Raw genomic sequence first — 15,701 nt, forward strand, 5'->3', positions numbered from 1 at the left:
TTCACGGGGGGGCCTTCGGTTCAGAGTGCGTCCGGGCCGCGTTCCCCGGTCCGCACACGGATCGCGGTCTCGACCGGGACGCTCCAGACCTTGCCGTCACCGATCTTGCCCGTACGCGCGGCCTTGACGACCACGTCGATGAGCTGTTCGGCGTCCTCGTCCTCGACGAGTACCTCGATGCGGATCTTCGGCACGAGGTCGACGGTGTACTCGGCGCCACGGTAGACCTCGGTGTGTCCGCGCTGACGCCCGTAACCGCTGGCTTCCGTGACCGTGAGGCCCTGGACGCCGAAGGCCTGGAGGGCCTCCTTGATCTCGTCCAGCCTGTGCGGCTTCACGACTGCGGTGATGAGCTTCATGCGTCCACCTTCTTGTTCGTCGGGGCTGCCGCGGCGCCGGGCGCCGGAGGAGTGGTGCGGGCGACGGAGCCGCCGCCGGCGCCACTGAAGTCGTACGCCGTCTCGGCGTGCTCGACCTGGTCGATACCGGACACCTCGTCGTCCTCGCTGACCCGCATCCCGATGGTCTTGTCGAGGACGAACGCCAGGACCGCGGAGACGACCAGGGAGTATGCCAGGACCGCGAAGACTCCGACGGCCTGCTTGCCGAGCTGGTCGAGTCCGCCGCCGTAGAAGAGGCCCTTGGCGTCGGACTGCACCCCGCCGGTGGCGAAGAAGCCGACGAGGAGGGAGCCGATGATGCCGCCGACGAGGTGGACGCCGACGACGTCCAGGGAGTCGTCGTAGCCGAACTTGTACTTGAGGCCGACGGCCATGGCGCACAGGACACCGGCGATGACGCCGACGGCGATGGCGCCCAGCGGGCTGACCGCACCGCCCGCGGGTGTGATGGCGACGAGGCCGGCGACGGCGCCGGAGGCGGCACCCAGGGTGGTGAAGGAGCCGTGGCGGATCTTCTCGTAGGCGAGCCAGCCGAGGACGGCGGCACCGGTGGCGACCTGGGTGTTGACGAACATGACGGCGCCGACGCCGTCGTCGTTGCCGAGCCACGAACCGGCGTTGAAGCCGAACCAGCCGAACCACAGGAGGGCGGCGCCGAGCATGACGAGCGGCAGGCTGTGCGGCCGCATCGGGTCCTTCTTGAAGCCGACCCGCTTGCCGATGACGAGGATCACGCCGAGTGCCGCGGCACCCGCGTTGATGTGGACGGCCGTACCGCCGGCGAAGTCGATGACACCCAGCTCGAAGAGCCAGCCGCCCGCGCCCCAGACCCAGTGCGCGACCGGGAAGTAGACGATGGTGACCCACAGGGTGATGAACAGGGCCCAGGAGGTGAACTTGACGCGGTCCGCGAGGGCGCCGCTGATGAGGGCCGGGGTGAGCACGGCGAACATCAGCTGGAAGACGGCGAAGACGTAGGTCGGGATGGTGTAGCCGTCCCAGAGCTCGGTGACGCCGATGCCGCTGAGGCCGACGTAGTCCGAACTCCAGCCGATGACGGAGCCGACGTCGGTGCCGAAGGCGAGGCTGAATCCGTAGAGCACCCACAGGATCGTGACGATCCCGAGGCTGATGAAGCTCATCATCAGCATGTTCAGGGTGCTCTTGACGCGGACCATGCCTCCGTAGAAGAAGGCCAGACCCGGGGTCATGAGCATCACCAGCGCTGTGCAGATGAGCATGAACCCTGTGTTGGCGGCAGACAGCTCAGGGGCGTCTGCGGCAAGCGTCGTGATGCCTGGGGGCATCGGCGTCTCCTCGTCGTCGGTGCGGCCACGTGCGGGGGTGCGGGACCACGGTGAAAAGGTGCGGGCCGGTTATGCGCCATGACATTCGCGCAGCGCGGTTTCCACGAATGCCGCACGATGTTTCACCGCAGTGACGAAGGAGCTCCGCGTGTTACGTCCCAATGAACCAGGAGTGTCCGGCCCGGTGCGCTGCCTACCATGCCGGCGGCGCCGCATACGGTGCGGTTGGAACGCCCGGGAACGTGAACCGGCCACGACGGCGCCCCGCTGACCTGGCACATGGGGGAGCCGAGTCGAGTGGTGCGGGCGGCGTCGTGGCCGGTGGAGGTGGACCCGGTCAGACCGCTTCGGCGGTCTCCGGGAGCTGCTCGGCGAGCAGGTCGGTGAGCCGGGCGACCTCGGGAACGTCCCCGAAGTCCCTGGCAGCGGTGTCGACGGTCTTGCGGAGCCGGGTGTTGACGCGCTCCGACCTGACCTTCCTGGCTACCTTGAGGGCCGTGGTGGCGAGGACGGTCGACTCCTCGGGCTCGCGCTTCAGGAGATGCACGGTGGCCATACCGATCAGATTGAGCGCGTAGGACCTCTGGTGCTCGTCGTCCTCGCCGAAGAGCTCGACGGCACGGGCCATGACGGGCTCGGCGAGCGAGGCGTACGTGGGGCTGCGGCCCGCGACATAGGCGAGGTCACGGTAGGAGTGGGCGTTCTCGCCGTGCAGTTCGGCGTCGGAGAAGAAGCGGATCCAGTCGGGCTCGGGCTCGTCGTCCAGGACGGCGTCGGCGAAGGTTTCCTCGGCCATCCGGACCGCTCGCTTGCACTTGCTCGGCTGGCCCATGTTGGCGTAGGCGCGGGCCTCCATCGCATACAGCATGGCCTGGGTCCGCGCGGTGGCGCAGTCGCGGCTGCCGTACTGCGCGAGGTGGACGAGTTCGAGCGCGTCGTCGGGCCTGCCGAGGTGGATCATCTGGCGGCTCATGCTGGAGAGGATGTACGAGCCCAGCGGCTTGTCGCCCGCCTCCTTCGAGGCGTGCAGGGCGAGCACGAAGTACTTCTGGGCGGTGGGCTGGAGGCCCACGTCGTAGCTCATCCAGCCCGCGAGCTCGGCCAGTTCGGCCGCGCAGCGGAACAGCCGCTCGGCGGTGGCCCTGGGCTGCGGTTCCTGCAGCAGGTCGGTGACCTCGTGGAGCTGGCCGACGACCGCCTTGCGGCGCAGCCCGCCACCGCACTGGGCGTCCCACTGACGGAACATCGCCGTGGTGGATTCCAGCAGGTCGAGCTCGGGGCCGGAGAGCCGCGAGGGGCGGCTCTCCGCGGTCGGCAGCTCCGGTTCCGGCTCCCCCGTGCGGGCCACGGGCACCAGCCAGCGCTGCATGGGTTCGATGAGGGTGGGGCCGGCGGCGAGGGCGAGGGAACTGCCGAGGAAGCCGCGCCGGGCCAGCATGAGGTCGCTGCGGGAGAACTCGCTGAGCAGCGCGACGGTCTGCGGTCCGGCCCAGGGCAGGTCGACTCCCGCCACCGAGGGGGACTGGTGGGCGGTGCGCAGTCCGAGGTCCTCGACGGAGACGACGGCTCCGAAGCGCTCCGAGAAGAGCTCGGAGAGGATGCGCGGGATCGGTTCGCGGGGCTGTTCGCCGTCGAGCCAGCGGCGCACCCGGGAGGTGTCGGTGCTGATGTGATGGGCACCCAGCTGGCGTGCCCGGCGGTTCACCTGGCGGGCGAGCTCGCCCTTCGACCAGCCGCTTCGCATGAACCACGAGCCCAACTGCCCGTTGGGGCGCTTTCCGGCATTCGTGTCGCCCGCGCCGCTGTCACTCAAACTGGAACGCCCCCCATCCCGCTGAAACCTGTCGCGCGAACCTCTATCAGAATGCCGCGCCCCGGCGCCGTCCGTACGGGCGTTGGCCACCTTCGAACGAATCATCGAATTGCCCGAGGCATACTCAACTGCAGATGCAATTGCAGGTTCGGGTACCCACGGTAATCCTACGATCACCGCCCCGGCGAGGGCCGTTGCGGAAACGCCACCATTCGCCACCCCTTCGGGTGAACCCGATCGGCGCGGTCCACGATTCACTTGACAGGTCGCGATCAGCGACTGGCGGAGTGAAGCACTCAGGGGCGCATGACGCGCATCGCGCACCCCCGCTACGCCACCCATGCGCGCCGGTGGATGGGCGGCGGAGGACGACGTCGAGCACTCCGGGTCGTAACCACCACTGAGTCGGACCCGTTGGAGGGGGCATGGGCTTCACGATCGGCGGCATCCGGGAGATACGGTCGGGCACACGGCGCCGCGGCCGGGCGGGCGGGGCGACCGAGGTGGCCGAGTACACAGGACTGTGGGGCTGGGCGGTGGCTCCGGGCGCACAAGCCGCGGCAGGGGTCTGCTCGTGCGGCGACCCGGCGTGCGGGGCCCCCGGCGCGCATCCGCTGGACTTCGCTCCCGAGGTGCCTCCGGGCGCCACCCTCGGCACGGCCGCGGACGCCTGGGCCGAGGTGCCGGGCGCCTCGATACTGCTTCCCGTGGGCCGGACCTTCGACGTGCTGGACGTCGCCGAGGCCGCCGGCCGGCGCGCGCTGGTGCGCATGGAGCGGATGGGGCTGCCGCTCGGGCCGGTGACGGTCACACCCACCGGCCGAACGCAGTTCTTCGTCGCCCCCGGGGCCGCGGCGGGGCTGCCGGGGCTCCTCTACCGGATGGGCTGGGACGACGCGGACCTCGATCTGCGGGCGCTGGGCCCCGGTGCCTACGTCACCGCTCCCCCGTCGGACCTCGGGGGCCTCGGCCCGGTCCGCTGGCTGCGTCCGCCGGTGCCGGACACGGCCGCCGCTCCCCCGCAGGCCCGGCTGCTGCTGGGCACCCTCGCCTACATATGCCACCGCTGGTGAACGCCGGAGGGCGGTGAACCCCTCTCGGGTCCACCGCCCTCAGCCCGTACGCGGCGATACTCCGGTCAGTCGCCGATCAGCGCGTCGACGAAGGCGCCCGGCTCGAACGGAGCCAGGTCGTCCGGGCCCTCACCGAGGCCGATGAGCTTCACGGGGACGCCCAGCTCGCGCTGGACGGCGATGACGATGCCGCCCTTCGCGGTGCCGTCCAGCTTGGTGAGGACGATGCCGGTGATGTCGACCACCTCGGCGAAGACCCGCGCCTGGACCAGACCGTTCTGCCCGGTCGTGGCGTCGAGGACGAGCAGGATCTCGTCGAGCGGCCCGTGCTTCTCCACGACCCGCTTGACCTTGCCGAGCTCGTCCATCAGGCCGGTCTTGGTGTGCAGCCGGCCCGCGGTGTCGATGAGCACCACGTCGGCACCCTCGGCGATGCCTTCCTTCACCGCGTCGAAGGCGATCGACGCGGGGTCGCCGGCCTCGGGACCGCGAACCGTACGGGCGCCGACCCGCTCGCCCCAGGTCTGGAGCTGGTCGGCGGCGGCGGCGCGGAAGGTGTCCGCGGCGCCGAGCACGACGCTGCGGCCGTCGGCGACCAGCACCCGGGCGAGCTTGCCCGTCGTGGTCGTCTTGCCGGTGCCGTTGACCCCGACGACCATCACGACGCCGGGGGTCCCTTCGCCGCCCTCGGTCTTCACCTCACGGTCGAGTTCGGGGCCGAGCAGAGTGACGAGTTCCTCGCGCAGCAGGGTGCGGAGCTCGTCGGGCGTACGGGTGCCGAGGACGCGAACCCGCTCACGGAGCCGCTCCACCAGCTCCTGGGTGGGTGCGACACCGACATCGGCGGTGAGGAGGGTGTCCTCGATCTCCTCCCAGGTGTCCTCGTCGAGGTTGTCGCGGGACAGGAGCGTGAGCAGCCCCTTGCCCAGGGAGTTCTGCGAACGCGCGAGCCTGGCGCGGAGCCTGACCAGGCGGCCGGCGGTCGGCTCCGGGACTTCGAGCCGGGGGGCCTCCGGCTCGATGACTACAGGGGTTTCCTCGACGGGAGTCCCGCCGGGGAGTCCGACCTCCTCGGTGGTGCGCCGCGCTTCGTCGCGCGGCGTCTCGGCTTCCTCGCCGACACGGGGCTCGGCGGGAGGAGTGATGGTCGGCGTGCTCGACGGCGCCGAGGGCGGCAGCTGCTTCTTCTTGCGGCTGCTGACCACGAGCCCGCTGATCAGGCCGACCGCGACCAGGGCGATGACTACAGCAAGGATGACGATTTCCATAACGTGTCCAGTATCGGCCACGACCGCGGCCGGGCGCGGTCGCTGACGACCACGGACACCCACCGCAGGGCCGGTATGCCACGTTTGGGGGTAAAGGTACGCTGCTGCCCGTGGAGAACCGCGGCCTGGATCCCGTCCCCGATCACGAGCGCACCGGCCGGGTCCGCACCCTCTTCCCCACCTGGGTGACGGCCAACATGACGGTGCTGCTGCTTACCGTGGGGGCCGGACTCACCGTCTTCAACGGCCTGAATCTCTGGCAGGTGCTCGTCGTGGCGGTCACGGCGTCCGTGCTCGCGTACGGGCTTGTCGGCCTGGTCTCCATCGCCGGCAAGCGCGGCGGGGCGCCTGGCATGGCACTGTCCAGGGCCGTTTTCGGGCAGCGCGGCAATCTCTTCCCCGGAGCCCTGCTGTGGGTGGTCCGCTGGGGCTGGGAGACCGTGAACGCGGTCACCGGCTCCTACGCCGTGCTGGCCGTACTCGATCTTCTGTTCGGCGTCCGGAGCACGCACTCACTGATCCTGGTGATCCTGACGGCCTTCGTCGCCGCGAGCTTCCTCGTGTCGGGGCTCGGGATCCGGGCACTGCGGATCTGCTCCCGGGTCTCCGTCTGGCTCTTCGGGGCCACGAGCCTCCTCGTCCTGGTCCATCTGATCGTCTCGACCCCGTGGCGGACCGTCCTGGACCGGCCTCCGGGGCCGACGGCGATGATGATCGCCGGGATCGGGACACTGGCCGCCGGAGGTATCAGCTGGGTTCCCTCGGCGCCGGACTTCGCCCGCTATCTGCCGCGCTCCGCGTCCGGCCGGGCGATGGTCGGCGCGGCCGTGGGCGGGGCCCTGGTCACGATCCTGCCGATGGTGATGATGGGCGCGGTCATGGCGGTGAGCTCACCACACCTGGCCGTCACGAAGGACCCCGTGGCGTTCATCGGCGAACTGCTGCCGGGATGGATCTCCGTGCCGTACCTCCTGACCGCCGTCGTCGGCATGGCACTGATCAACGCGATGTCGATGTACTCCGCCGGCTTCACCGCTCAGACGCTCGGATTCGCGGTCCCCCGCGCCTGGGCCGTGGGCGTGAACGCGACGATCAGCCTGCTGCTCGGCGGAACGCTGATGATGGTGGCGACGAGCTTCATCGACACGTTCCTCTCGTTCCTCACACTGCTCGGCGTGACGTTCTCCGCCTGGATCGGGGTCTTCGGGGTGGATCTGCTGCGCGGCCGCAGGTACGACTCCGCGGCCCTGATGGACACCACTCCCACCAGCGGCTACTGGTACGCGGCCGGGTTCAGCAGGCAGGCGATGGGGGCGTGGGGCTCGGCGCTCGTGACCGGGCTGCTGTTCACCGACGTGGAGTGGTTCAGCGGCCCGCTCGCCGCCTCCTGGACCGGGCGCCACGGCCTGGGCTGGGCGGCCACGATCCTCGTCTCGGCGGGTGTGTACGCGGCACTGCCGCGGCCGGCGGACAGAACCGCCGGCGCGCCCGCCCGTTTCTGACTCCCCGCCGGCCGGACAGCCAGTGGCACGGAAGGACACCGGGCCGTGCCGGCCCTGGACAGAACGCTGCCCCGGGCCGGCATGGGCCGGACCGGGGCAGCGGGTCGAGGAGAGGGGCAGCGGGGATTAGCCCATCTCCTCCAGCGCCTTGCCCTTGGTCTCCTTCACGAACTTGAGCACGAAGGGGATCGAGAGCACGGCGAAGCAGGTGTAGATGATGTAGGTGCCCGAGAGGTTCCAGTCGGCGAGGCTCGGGAAGCTCGCGGTGATGGCCCAGTTGGCGATCCACTGCGCGGAGGCGGCGACACCGAGGGCGGCGGCACGGATGCGGTTCGGGAACATCTCGCCGAGGAAGACCCAGACCACGACACCCCACGACAGTGCGAAGAAGAGCACGAAGACGTGGGCCGCGATCAGGGCGACGGTGCCTTGCGTGGTCGGCAGCTTGCCGTCGACCAGGTCCGCGGAGAAGGCCCATGCCTCGACCGCCAGGGCGACGGCCATACCGGTGGAGCCGACGAGCGCGAGCGGCCTGCGTCCCACCCGGTCCACCAGGATCATGGCGATCACGGTGCCGATGATGTTGATGATCGACGTGGTGAACGAGTAGAAGAACGAGTCGGTCGGGTCGATGCCGACGGACTGCCAGAGCGTCGCCGAGTAGTAGAAGGCGACGTTGATACCGACGAGCTGCTGGAAGACCGACAGACCGATACCGACCCAGACGATCGGCAGGAAGCCGAAGCGGCTCCCGAGCAGGTCGCTGAACTTGGACTTGTGCTCGCGGTGCATGGCCGTCTCGATCTCGTGCACGCGGGCGTCGAGATCGACGTTCTTGCCCTCGACCTCTTCGAGGATCTTCCGGGCGCGGTCCTTCTTGCCGACGGAGATCAGGAAGCGCGGCGACTCGGGGATGGCGAAGGACAGCAGGCCGTAGAGGATCGCCGGGACGACCATCACTCCGAGCATCCACTGCCAGGCCTCGAAGCCGGCGATCTCGCCCCGCTGGTCGCCGTCGGCGATCTGGAGGATGCCGTAGTTGACCAGCTGCGAGATGGCGATGCCGATGACGATGGCGGCCTGCTGGAAGGATCCGAGGCGGCCGCGGTAGGCGGGCGGCGAGACCTCGGCGATGTAGGCCGGGCCGATGACCGAGGCCATGCCGATCGCGAAGCCGCCGATGATCCGCCACATGGCGAGGTCCCAGAGGGCGAACGGCAGCGCGGATCCGACGGCACTGATGGTGAAGAGCACCGAGGCGATCTGCATGCAGCGGATACGGCCGATCCGGTCGGCGATGCGTCCCGCCGTGGCCGCGCCGATGGCACAGCCGATCAGGGCGATGGCGATGACCTGCGCCAGGGTCCCTGACCCGATGTCATAGCGGTCACGAATGGCCTCGACGGCGCCGTTGATCACGGAACTGTCGTAGCCGAAGAGGAAGCCGCCCATCGCTGCGGCCGCCGTGATGAAGATGACATGGCCGAGATGGTCCGGGTGGGCCTCTCGGGCTCCGGACTCGGGTCCGTGCGCTGTGCTGGTCACATGAACTCCTGGTACCTGGCCGCGACGTCAGGTGTGGGGGGTGAGCCCTCCCAGTGGCGCACAACTTCCAGCCGACCACCACTTGAAGGTAAAAACAACATTGCTGAGGTTATGCGTTCAAGTTTCGAAGTCAAGAGCTGGGTGCATGCGAGAGGGTCCTTCACAAGTACCCAGGAGCACCCAAAAGGTGCGTTGAAGTGTTGAAGATTGAGTAAAGACGGTGTGACCACCCGTCAGCCGGTGCCCGAGGGCTTCAGCGGAGCCGCTGGCTGATCACCTTGGAGACCCCGTCACCCTGCATCGAGACGCCGTACAGCGCGTCGGCGACCTCCATCGTCCGCTTCTGGTGCGTGATCACGATGAGCTGGGAGCTCTCCTGGAGCTCCACCATGATCCGGATCAGACGCTGCAGATTGGTGTCGTCCAGTGCCGCCTCGACCTCGTCCATGACATAGAACGGGCTCGGCCTGGCCTTGAAGATGGAGACCAGCAGGGCAACGGCCGTAAGGGACCGCTCACCGCCGGACAGCAGCGAGAGCCGCTTGACCTTCTTGCCCGGCGGCCTCGCCTCCACGTCGAGACCCGTCGTCAGCATGTTGTCCGGGTCGGTGAGGACGAGACGGCCCTCCCCGCCGGGGAAGAGCCGGGAGAACACGCCCTCGAACTCCCGGGCGGTGTCGCGGAACGCCTCCGTGAACACCTGCTCGACCCGCTCGTCGACCTCCTTGATCACCTGCATCAGGTCGGCCCTGGTCTTCTTCAGGTCTTCGAGCTGCTCGGAGAGGAACTTGTGGCGTTCCTCCAGTGCCGAGAACTCTTCCAGGGCGAGGGGATTCACCTTCCCGAGTTGCTGATACGCCCGTTCGGCCGCCTTGAGCCGCTTCTCCTGCTCCGCCCTGACGAACGGCTTCGGCTGGTTCCGCGGATGTTCGGGGTCCGCCGGGAGCTCCTCCCCCTCCGCGGCGGGGGACGGCTGCACCAGCTGTTCCGGCCCGTACTCGGCGGCCAGGCCCGCCGGCTCGACACCGAACTCCTCCAGCGCCTTGGCCTCCACCTGCTCCATGCGCAGCCGCTTCTCGGCCCCGAGCACCTCGCCCCGGTGCACCGAGTCGGTGAGCCGGTCGAGCTCGCCCTTGAGGTCACGGCCACGGCCGCGCTCGGCCGCCAGGTCCCGCTCGCGCTCGGCCTTCGCCGCCTCGGCCCGGGTCCGTTCCTCCTCCGCCCGTACGACCGAGACCTCGACATGGGTGAGCAGCTGCCGGGCTCCCGAGGCCACGGCGGTGGCCACGGCGGCCTCGTGGCGCAGCCGGGCACGGCGCTGCTCGGCCCGGGTGCGCGCCTCGCGCTCCGCTCGGGCCCCGCGGTCCAGGGCGTCGGCCCGTCCGGCGAGCGCCTTGACCCGTTCCTCATGGGTACGGGCCTGGAGGCGGGCCTCCATCTCGGTCTGGCGTGCGTTGGCGCCGTCGGCGGCGAGCCGGTCCCGTACGGAGCTGTCGGGCTCCTCCTCCACGGGATTCTCCTGCGCGACCAGCAGCCGTTCCGCCAGCTCCTCGGCCTCCTCGGTGGCCCGCTGCAGCGCCTCCTGCGCCCGGGACGCGGAAGCGGTCATCCGCTCGGCCTCCCCGGCCGCGCCACGGGCCTGCCCGGCCAGCCGCCCGAGCTGCTGCGCCACCCCGGACTTCTCCCGCTCGGCGGCCCGGCGCCGCTCCCCCAGTTCCTCCACCCGGGCGGCGGCATCGCCGCGCCGGCCGGCGGCCGCGCGCTGGGCCGAGGCGAGTTCCTCGCAGCGCACGGCGAGCTCGGCCAGCTCGGCGGCCGCCTCGTCGACGGATGCCTGGACCTCCAGCAGGCTCGGCGCCCCGGCGGATCCGCCGTGTGCGAAGTGCGCTCCCAGCACATCGCCCTCGGCGGTGACGGCGGTCAGCCCGGGGTGGGCGGCGACCAGTTCCTCGGCGTCCTCCAGCGTGCCGACGACGACCATGCCGCGCACCCGCCTCCGCACGGCATCGGTCAGCCCGGCGGGCCCGTGCAGCAGTCCGGCGACGGCGGTCACGGCGCGGTCCCCGGTGGCGGCGTCCACGGGGAGCAGGCCCGCGGCCGTACCGTGTTCCGCTCCGGAGGTCACGGGACGGTGCTCGGCCGCGGGGACACCGGCTCCGTGCTCCACGGCTGCGTCGCCCGGGGCGGCGGAGGCGGCGGCCGCGGGACCGTGGTCCGCACCGGACGCCTGCCCGGGTACCTGGGCCGCCGGGGAGCCGGCGGGCCCGGCCGGATGCTCCGTACCCTGCGCGGGGACCTGCCCGGCACCCGCGCCGCCCGGTACCAGCGCCGCGCGCCCCGCGTCCTGCTTGCGCAGCAGACGGATCGCGGCCGCCGCCGCGGCCGGGTCCGTCACCGCGACGGCGTCGGCTGCCACGCCGAGCGCGGCGGCCACCGCGACCTCGTAGCCCGGGGCCACCGTGACCAGCTCCGCGACCGGCCCGAGCAGCCCGGAGAGCCGGTCGCCCGCGCCGAGCAGCACGCCGGTTCCGTCCTTGCGCCGCAGCCCCAGCGACAGCGCCTCGTGCCGGGCGGAGACCGCCGCCCGGCTGCGTTCGGCCGCGGTGACCGCCTCGCGCGCCGCGCTCAGGGCCGCCTCCGCCCCGGCGAGCTCCCTCCTGGCTGCCTCGTGCTGCTCCGCGAGCTCCGCGTCGCCCGCGTCCAGTCCGTCGACCTCGGCCTTGAGCTGCTCGTACTCCTCCTGCGCCGCGACCGCCCGCTCCTGCGCCTCGTCCCGTGACGCGGCCAGCCGGTCGATCTCGGCCTGTGCCGAACCGGCGCGGCTGCGGGCCGCGTTGACCTGTCCGCTGAGCCGGGCGAGCCCTTCGCGCCGGTCGGCGATGGCCCGGGCAGCGTCCCTGAGCCTGCGCTCCTCGGAGGCCAGCTCCCGCTCCAGTTCGGCCCGGTGCGCGGTGGTGTCCTCCAGGGCGTGCTCCGCCGCCTCGAGTGCCGCCTCCAGCTCCGCCTCCTGCTCGCGGATCCGGGCGGCCTCACGCTCCATGTCCTCCGGGTCGCGTCCGCGCCGCTCCTCCTCCGGCGCGGCGGTGGCGCTCTTCACCCGGGCGTCGGCGAGCGAGATCGTGCCCCGCACGCGTTCGGCCAGCTGCGAGAGTTCGTACCAGGTCTGCTGGGCCCGCTGCAGCCGCGGGGCCAGCCGGCGTACCTCGTCCTCCAGGTCCGCCTCGCGGACGAGCGCGGCCCTGAGCTCGGTCTCCGCCGCTTCCCTGCGCTGTTTGAGGGCGGCCTCGTCGGCGATCTCGCCGCGCAGCGCCTCCCGCAGCCGCACCAGGTCGTCGGCCAGGAGCCGGAGCCGGGCGTCCCGCAGATCGGCCTGGATGACGGCGGCGCGGCGGGCCACCGCAGCCTGCCGGCCCAGCGGTTTCAGCTGGCGCCGGAGTTCGTCGGTGAGGTCCTGGACGCGGGCGAGGTTGGCGCCCATCGCCTCCAGCTTCCGCAGCGCCTTCTCCTTGCGCTTGCGGTGCTTGAGGACACCGGCCGCCTCTTCGATGAAGGCGCGTCGCCCCGTCGGATCGGCGTGCAGGACCGAGTCCAGCCGGCCCTGGCCGACGATGACGTGCATCTCCCGTCCGATACCGGAGTCCGAGAGGAGTTCCTGGATATCGAGCAGCCGGCAGGTGTCCCCGTTGATCTGGTATTCGCTGCCGCCATTGCGGAACATGATGCGGGTGATGGTCACTTCGGCGTACTCGATGGGCAGCGCACCGTCGGAATTGTCGATGGTCAGCGACACTTCCGCGCGGCCCAGTGGCGGCCTTCCCGTGGTGCCGGCGAAGATCACGTCTTCCATCTTGCCGCCGCGCAGGGATTTGGCCCCCTGTTCGCCCATGACCCAGGAGAGCGCGTCCACCACATTGGATTTACCCGAACCGTTGGGACCGACGACACAGGTGATCCCCGGCTCGAACCGCAGGGTGGTGGCGGAGGCGAACGATTTGAAACCACGGAGGGTCAGGGCCTTGAGGTGCACGCCGCCGGACTCTACCTTTCACTCTCGGTTTCGCTGATGAAGGTGCAGGGCACATCAGACGGTAAGCGAAGAGCGATAGGCCGGTGACGGCCCCGGGGGGAAAGAAAAAAGGGACGCCGGAGCGTCCCTTGTCATTCCTGCACGATGCTGCTGTGCAGTCGTTCCGGCACAGCCCTGCGTGACGGATCGCGAACGGACGGGATCACATGCGATCCCCGGTGGTCCAGGACGACGATCCGTGACGAAGACTTCGTTGGTTGAATCCCGAGCGGCTGACGTCCGGCCCGACCGGCCCCGGCAGGGCCTTGCGGTCAGGTCAGCGCCGGCTCCGCCTGGGGTACGTCGATGTCGATGCTGTCGAGCAGCGACTCCTGGTGCTGGGCGGCGGCGTTGAGCGCGTCGTTCTCGTCCTGGATCCGTGTGAGCTCGGATTCCAGGTCCTGGACGCGCTTCTGAAGCCGTCGCATCTCGGCGAGGAGTCGCGGGTCGGAACCGCCGACGTAACCGAGAAGCGCCTTTGCCATGATGGATGGTCCTCCACACTGAGTGACCGACCGTTGCGGTGTGGGTCGTGGTCGTGAGGGAATCGCACCCGCGGTGCTCGGCAGTGATCTTTTTCCACTGCTGTTCCGCTGTCTCCAGCTCTGCCGAACAGCTAAGGTGCGCGGGGTTTTCAGCGTCTCACCAAAAAGTTTGACGGTCAACACGATCACACGCCAGGGGACCGGGTGTCCCGGGGGCGCGCGGCCGGACGATCATGCGGCGCGACTCTCCTGCGGGTTCCCGAAGGGCATGGGGATCTTCGTCAATCCCGCAGCCTGGCACGGTGTGCGCCTCTTGGCAACCACGTACATGGCCCGCTTGTTCCGCAGGTCATTTCGGGTGTGGAGCCCTCGCCACCCGGCCGGTCACCGCTCGCCGCCCCTGGCGCACACAGCGGTTCCGGCCCGTGTTTCCCGCCCGCGGTCAGCGGATCGCGAATCCTTCATATCCCCCGCGAGGCGTGTCCCAGATCTCAGTGACGCCATCCACGCGGCCGGGTGTGTCGTCGGAGCCGAGCCAGTCGAGCAGGCGGTGGCAATTCTCACGCGGCCCTTCGGCCACCACCTGCACCCGGCCGTCGTCGAGATTGAGTGCGAAGCCGGTGAGTTCTCCGATCTCCAAAGCATTTGCCCTGGTGAACCAGCGGAACCCTACTTGCTGTACTCGGCCGCGTACCCATACGACGAGTCGTGCATCTTCGTTCATGCCCGAACGCTAACCGGCCAATTGAACAAGCGGCACGCCACCCCAATCAGCCATGGCGTATGGTCCCCTCGCAATAGCTTCACTCGTACGGGTGAGCTTGATCTTGAATACGGTGACGTCGGAACGACGCGCCCGGAGCACGAGGAAGGCACAGCGCATGGGACGGCATCGACGCGCAGGCGCGGCCCCCGCCGCTGAGCAGCACGCGGCAGACGCGGAGGACGGGCACCGCGGTGCCCGCCGGAGGAAGCGAGCCGGCTTGCCCGTGCGCGCAGGACTCCTCGGCGTCTCCGCGGCCGTGGCCGTCGGAGCGGTCGCCGTGGCCTCCGGTCTGCTGCCGGGCGGCGGCAGCTACGAGGTGAGCGGCGGCGGGGCCTCGAACCAGGTCGACGCGGGTGGCGCTCCCGACCTGCTGACCCAGGGCGAGTCGTCCGCAGAGCCGACCGGCCGCACGTCGGCCTCCGCGTCCGCCGAGGCCGGCCGGGGTGCCGGCCGCTCCGCCGCACCGTCGAAGTCGCCCTCGGCCTCCCCGAGCGGAAAGCCGAGCACGAAGCCGTCGGCCACCGCGTCGAAGCCTGCGACGAAGGCACCGTCCGCGCCCGAGCGGACGAAGGCGCCGGCAGCGGAGCCGAGGAGGACCACGTCGCCCAAGCCGGCGTCCAGCACCCCGGTCGCCGCCAAGCCCTCGTCTGCCGCCCCGAGCAGCAAGGCCCCCGCCCCGGCGAGCCCGTCCGCCACCTCCGCACGGACCACCGTGCTCGACCTGGTCAACCAGGAGCGCGCGAAGGTCGGCTGCAGCCCGGTCACCACCAGCGCCTCGCTGACGGCGCTCGCCCAGGACTTCAGCGAGGACATGGCCGCCCGGGACTTCTTCGGCCACACCGACCCGGACGGGGCGACCCCCTGGGACCGTGCCGCCGAGGCCGGCGTGCAGGGTCTGGGCGGCGAGAACATCGCCCGCGGCCAGGCCGACGCACAGGCCGTGATGGATGCCTGGATGAACAGCGACGGGCACCGCGCGAACATTCTCAACTGCGACTACAAGACACTCGGTGTCGGCGTTCACCTCGGTTCCGGCGGCCCCTGGTGGACCCAGGACTTCGGCTTCTGAGGAGATCGACGGCGAGCTGCTGAGCGGCGACGGAGAACGCTGTCCAGTCGGCCACGCAGGCCTACAACCATGCCCCCTTCGCAGGAGTCTTGATCTTCGGCAGTCACCGTCTCCTGGGACAGGAGCGACGACCCCGGCCTCGCCCACTACCTCCTGCTGCGCGGCACCCTGGCCGACGGGCGGTGGACGTACACCCCGGTACCGCATCCCTCGAACTTCAAGCCGTGGGAGATCAAGGAGACGACGTTCCACGACTTCCTGCCCGCGGACGGGCAGCAGGTCCGGTACGGCGTCGTCGCCGTGGACCAGTACGGGAACCAGCTCACCCCCGGGACCGGCGCCTCCGCGGCGACGTCACCGAGCTGGACCTCCGCCCGACCGCCCCGGCTGCGACGGGGGCGCCCCT

11 protein-coding genes are annotated in these 15,701 nt (G+C 70.4%); 3 read left to right on the top strand and 8 right to left on the bottom strand.

Features of this window, described 5'->3' with window-relative positions; all coding sequences use genetic code 11:
* Positions 1-20: 20 nt before the first annotated feature.
* The 3 genes from BFF76_RS03240 to nsdA form a co-directional block, all read right to left on the bottom strand.
* Positions 21-359 (bottom strand): P-II family nitrogen regulator, encoded by a 339-nt coding sequence (locus tag BFF76_RS03240; protein WP_014048583.1) that lies wholly within the window; start codon positions 357-359, stop codon positions 21-23.
* Complete coding sequence (locus BFF76_RS03245) at positions 356-1,708, bottom strand: ammonium transporter (RefSeq protein WP_031100576.1); 1,353 nt, start codon at positions 1,706-1,708, stop codon at positions 356-358. Before BFF76_RS03245 ends, BFF76_RS03240 begins: the two co-directional genes overlap by 4 nt.
* Before the next feature lie 337 nt (positions 1,709-2,045).
* Positions 2,046-3,521 carry a transcriptional repressor NsdA gene (gene nsdA / locus BFF76_RS03250; protein ID WP_065847109.1) on the bottom strand — a complete coding sequence of 492 codons (1,476 nt, stop codon included), beginning with the start codon at positions 3,519-3,521 and terminating at the stop codon, positions 2,046-2,048.
* Between the two features lie 425 nt (positions 3,522-3,946).
* Here nsdA and BFF76_RS03255 point away from each other — a divergent pair, with 425 nt between their 5' ends.
* Positions 3,947-4,594, top strand: coding sequence for a bifunctional DNA primase/polymerase (locus BFF76_RS03255; protein ID WP_053929018.1), 648 nt, complete (start codon positions 3,947-3,949; stop codon positions 4,592-4,594).
* Between the two features lie 65 nt (positions 4,595-4,659).
* On the opposite strand, the gene ftsY is transcribed toward BFF76_RS03255, so the two are convergent.
* Complete coding sequence (gene ftsY / locus BFF76_RS03260) at positions 4,660-5,862, bottom strand: signal recognition particle-docking protein FtsY (protein ID WP_031100583.1); 1,203 nt, start codon at positions 5,860-5,862, stop codon at positions 4,660-4,662.
* Positions 5,863-5,972: 110 nt separating this feature from the next.
* Here ftsY and BFF76_RS03265 point away from each other — a divergent pair, with 110 nt between their 5' ends.
* Positions 5,973-7,364 (top strand): purine-cytosine permease family protein, encoded by a 1,392-nt coding sequence (locus tag BFF76_RS03265; RefSeq protein ID WP_031100585.1) that lies wholly within the window; start codon positions 5,973-5,975, stop codon positions 7,362-7,364.
* 126 nt (positions 7,365-7,490) lie between these two features.
* Here BFF76_RS03265 and BFF76_RS03270 read toward each other — a convergent pair whose 3' ends face one another.
* From BFF76_RS03270 to BFF76_RS03285, 4 genes are all read right to left on the bottom strand, one after another.
* Entirely contained in the window at positions 7,491-8,909 is a 1,419-nt protein-coding gene (locus BFF76_RS03270; RefSeq protein WP_031100587.1) for a sugar porter family MFS transporter, read from the bottom strand.
* A gap of 253 nt (positions 8,910-9,162) precedes the next feature.
* Positions 9,163-12,936, bottom strand: a complete 3,774-nt coding sequence (locus BFF76_RS03275) for an AAA family ATPase (RefSeq protein WP_065847111.1) — start codon at positions 12,934-12,936, stop codon at positions 9,163-9,165.
* Between the two features lie 311 nt (positions 12,937-13,247).
* Positions 13,248-13,460, bottom strand: coding sequence for a hypothetical protein (locus BFF76_RS03280; RefSeq protein ID WP_031100593.1), 213 nt, complete (start codon positions 13,458-13,460; stop codon positions 13,248-13,250).
* A 442-nt stretch (positions 13,461-13,902) separates the two neighbouring features.
* Positions 13,903-14,184, bottom strand: coding sequence for an acylphosphatase (locus BFF76_RS03285; protein WP_031100595.1), 282 nt, complete (start codon positions 14,182-14,184; stop codon positions 13,903-13,905).
* Positions 14,185-14,341: 157 nt separating this feature from the next.
* Here BFF76_RS03285 and BFF76_RS03290 point away from each other — a divergent pair, with 157 nt between their 5' ends.
* On the top strand, positions 14,342-15,295 hold the full coding sequence (locus tag BFF76_RS03290; RefSeq protein WP_065847113.1) for a CAP domain-containing protein: 954 nt from the start codon (positions 14,342-14,344) through the stop codon (positions 15,293-15,295).
* Positions 15,296-15,701: the final 406 nt, after the last annotated feature.

This window comes from Streptomyces mutomycini (assembly GCF_001700505.1).
GTDB lineage: Bacteria > Actinomycetota > Actinomycetes > Streptomycetales > Streptomycetaceae > Streptomyces > Streptomyces mutomycini.

Coding starts and splice junctions, on each gene's coding strand:
- BFF76_RS03240 (WP_014048583.1), bottom strand. CDS start 359: ATGAAGCTCATCACCGCAGTCGTGAAGCCGCACAGGCTGGACGAGATC.
- BFF76_RS03245 (WP_031100576.1), bottom strand. CDS start 1,708: ATGCCCCCAGGCATCACGACGCTTGCCGCAGACGCCCCTGAGCTGTCT.
- BFF76_RS03255 (WP_053929018.1), top strand. CDS start 3,947: ATGGGCTTCACGATCGGCGGCATCCGGGAGATACGGTCGGGCACACGG.
- ftsY (WP_031100583.1), bottom strand. CDS start 5,862: ATGGAAATCGTCATCCTTGCTGTAGTCATCGCCCTGGTCGCGGTCGGC.
- BFF76_RS03280 (WP_031100593.1), bottom strand. CDS start 13,460: ATGGCAAAGGCGCTTCTCGGTTACGTCGGCGGTTCCGACCCGCGACTC.
- BFF76_RS03285 (WP_031100595.1), bottom strand. CDS start 14,184: ATGAACGAAGATGCACGACTCGTCGTATGGGTACGCGGCCGAGTACAG.
- BFF76_RS03290 (WP_065847113.1), top strand. CDS start 14,342: ATGGGACGGCATCGACGCGCAGGCGCGGCCCCCGCCGCTGAGCAGCAC.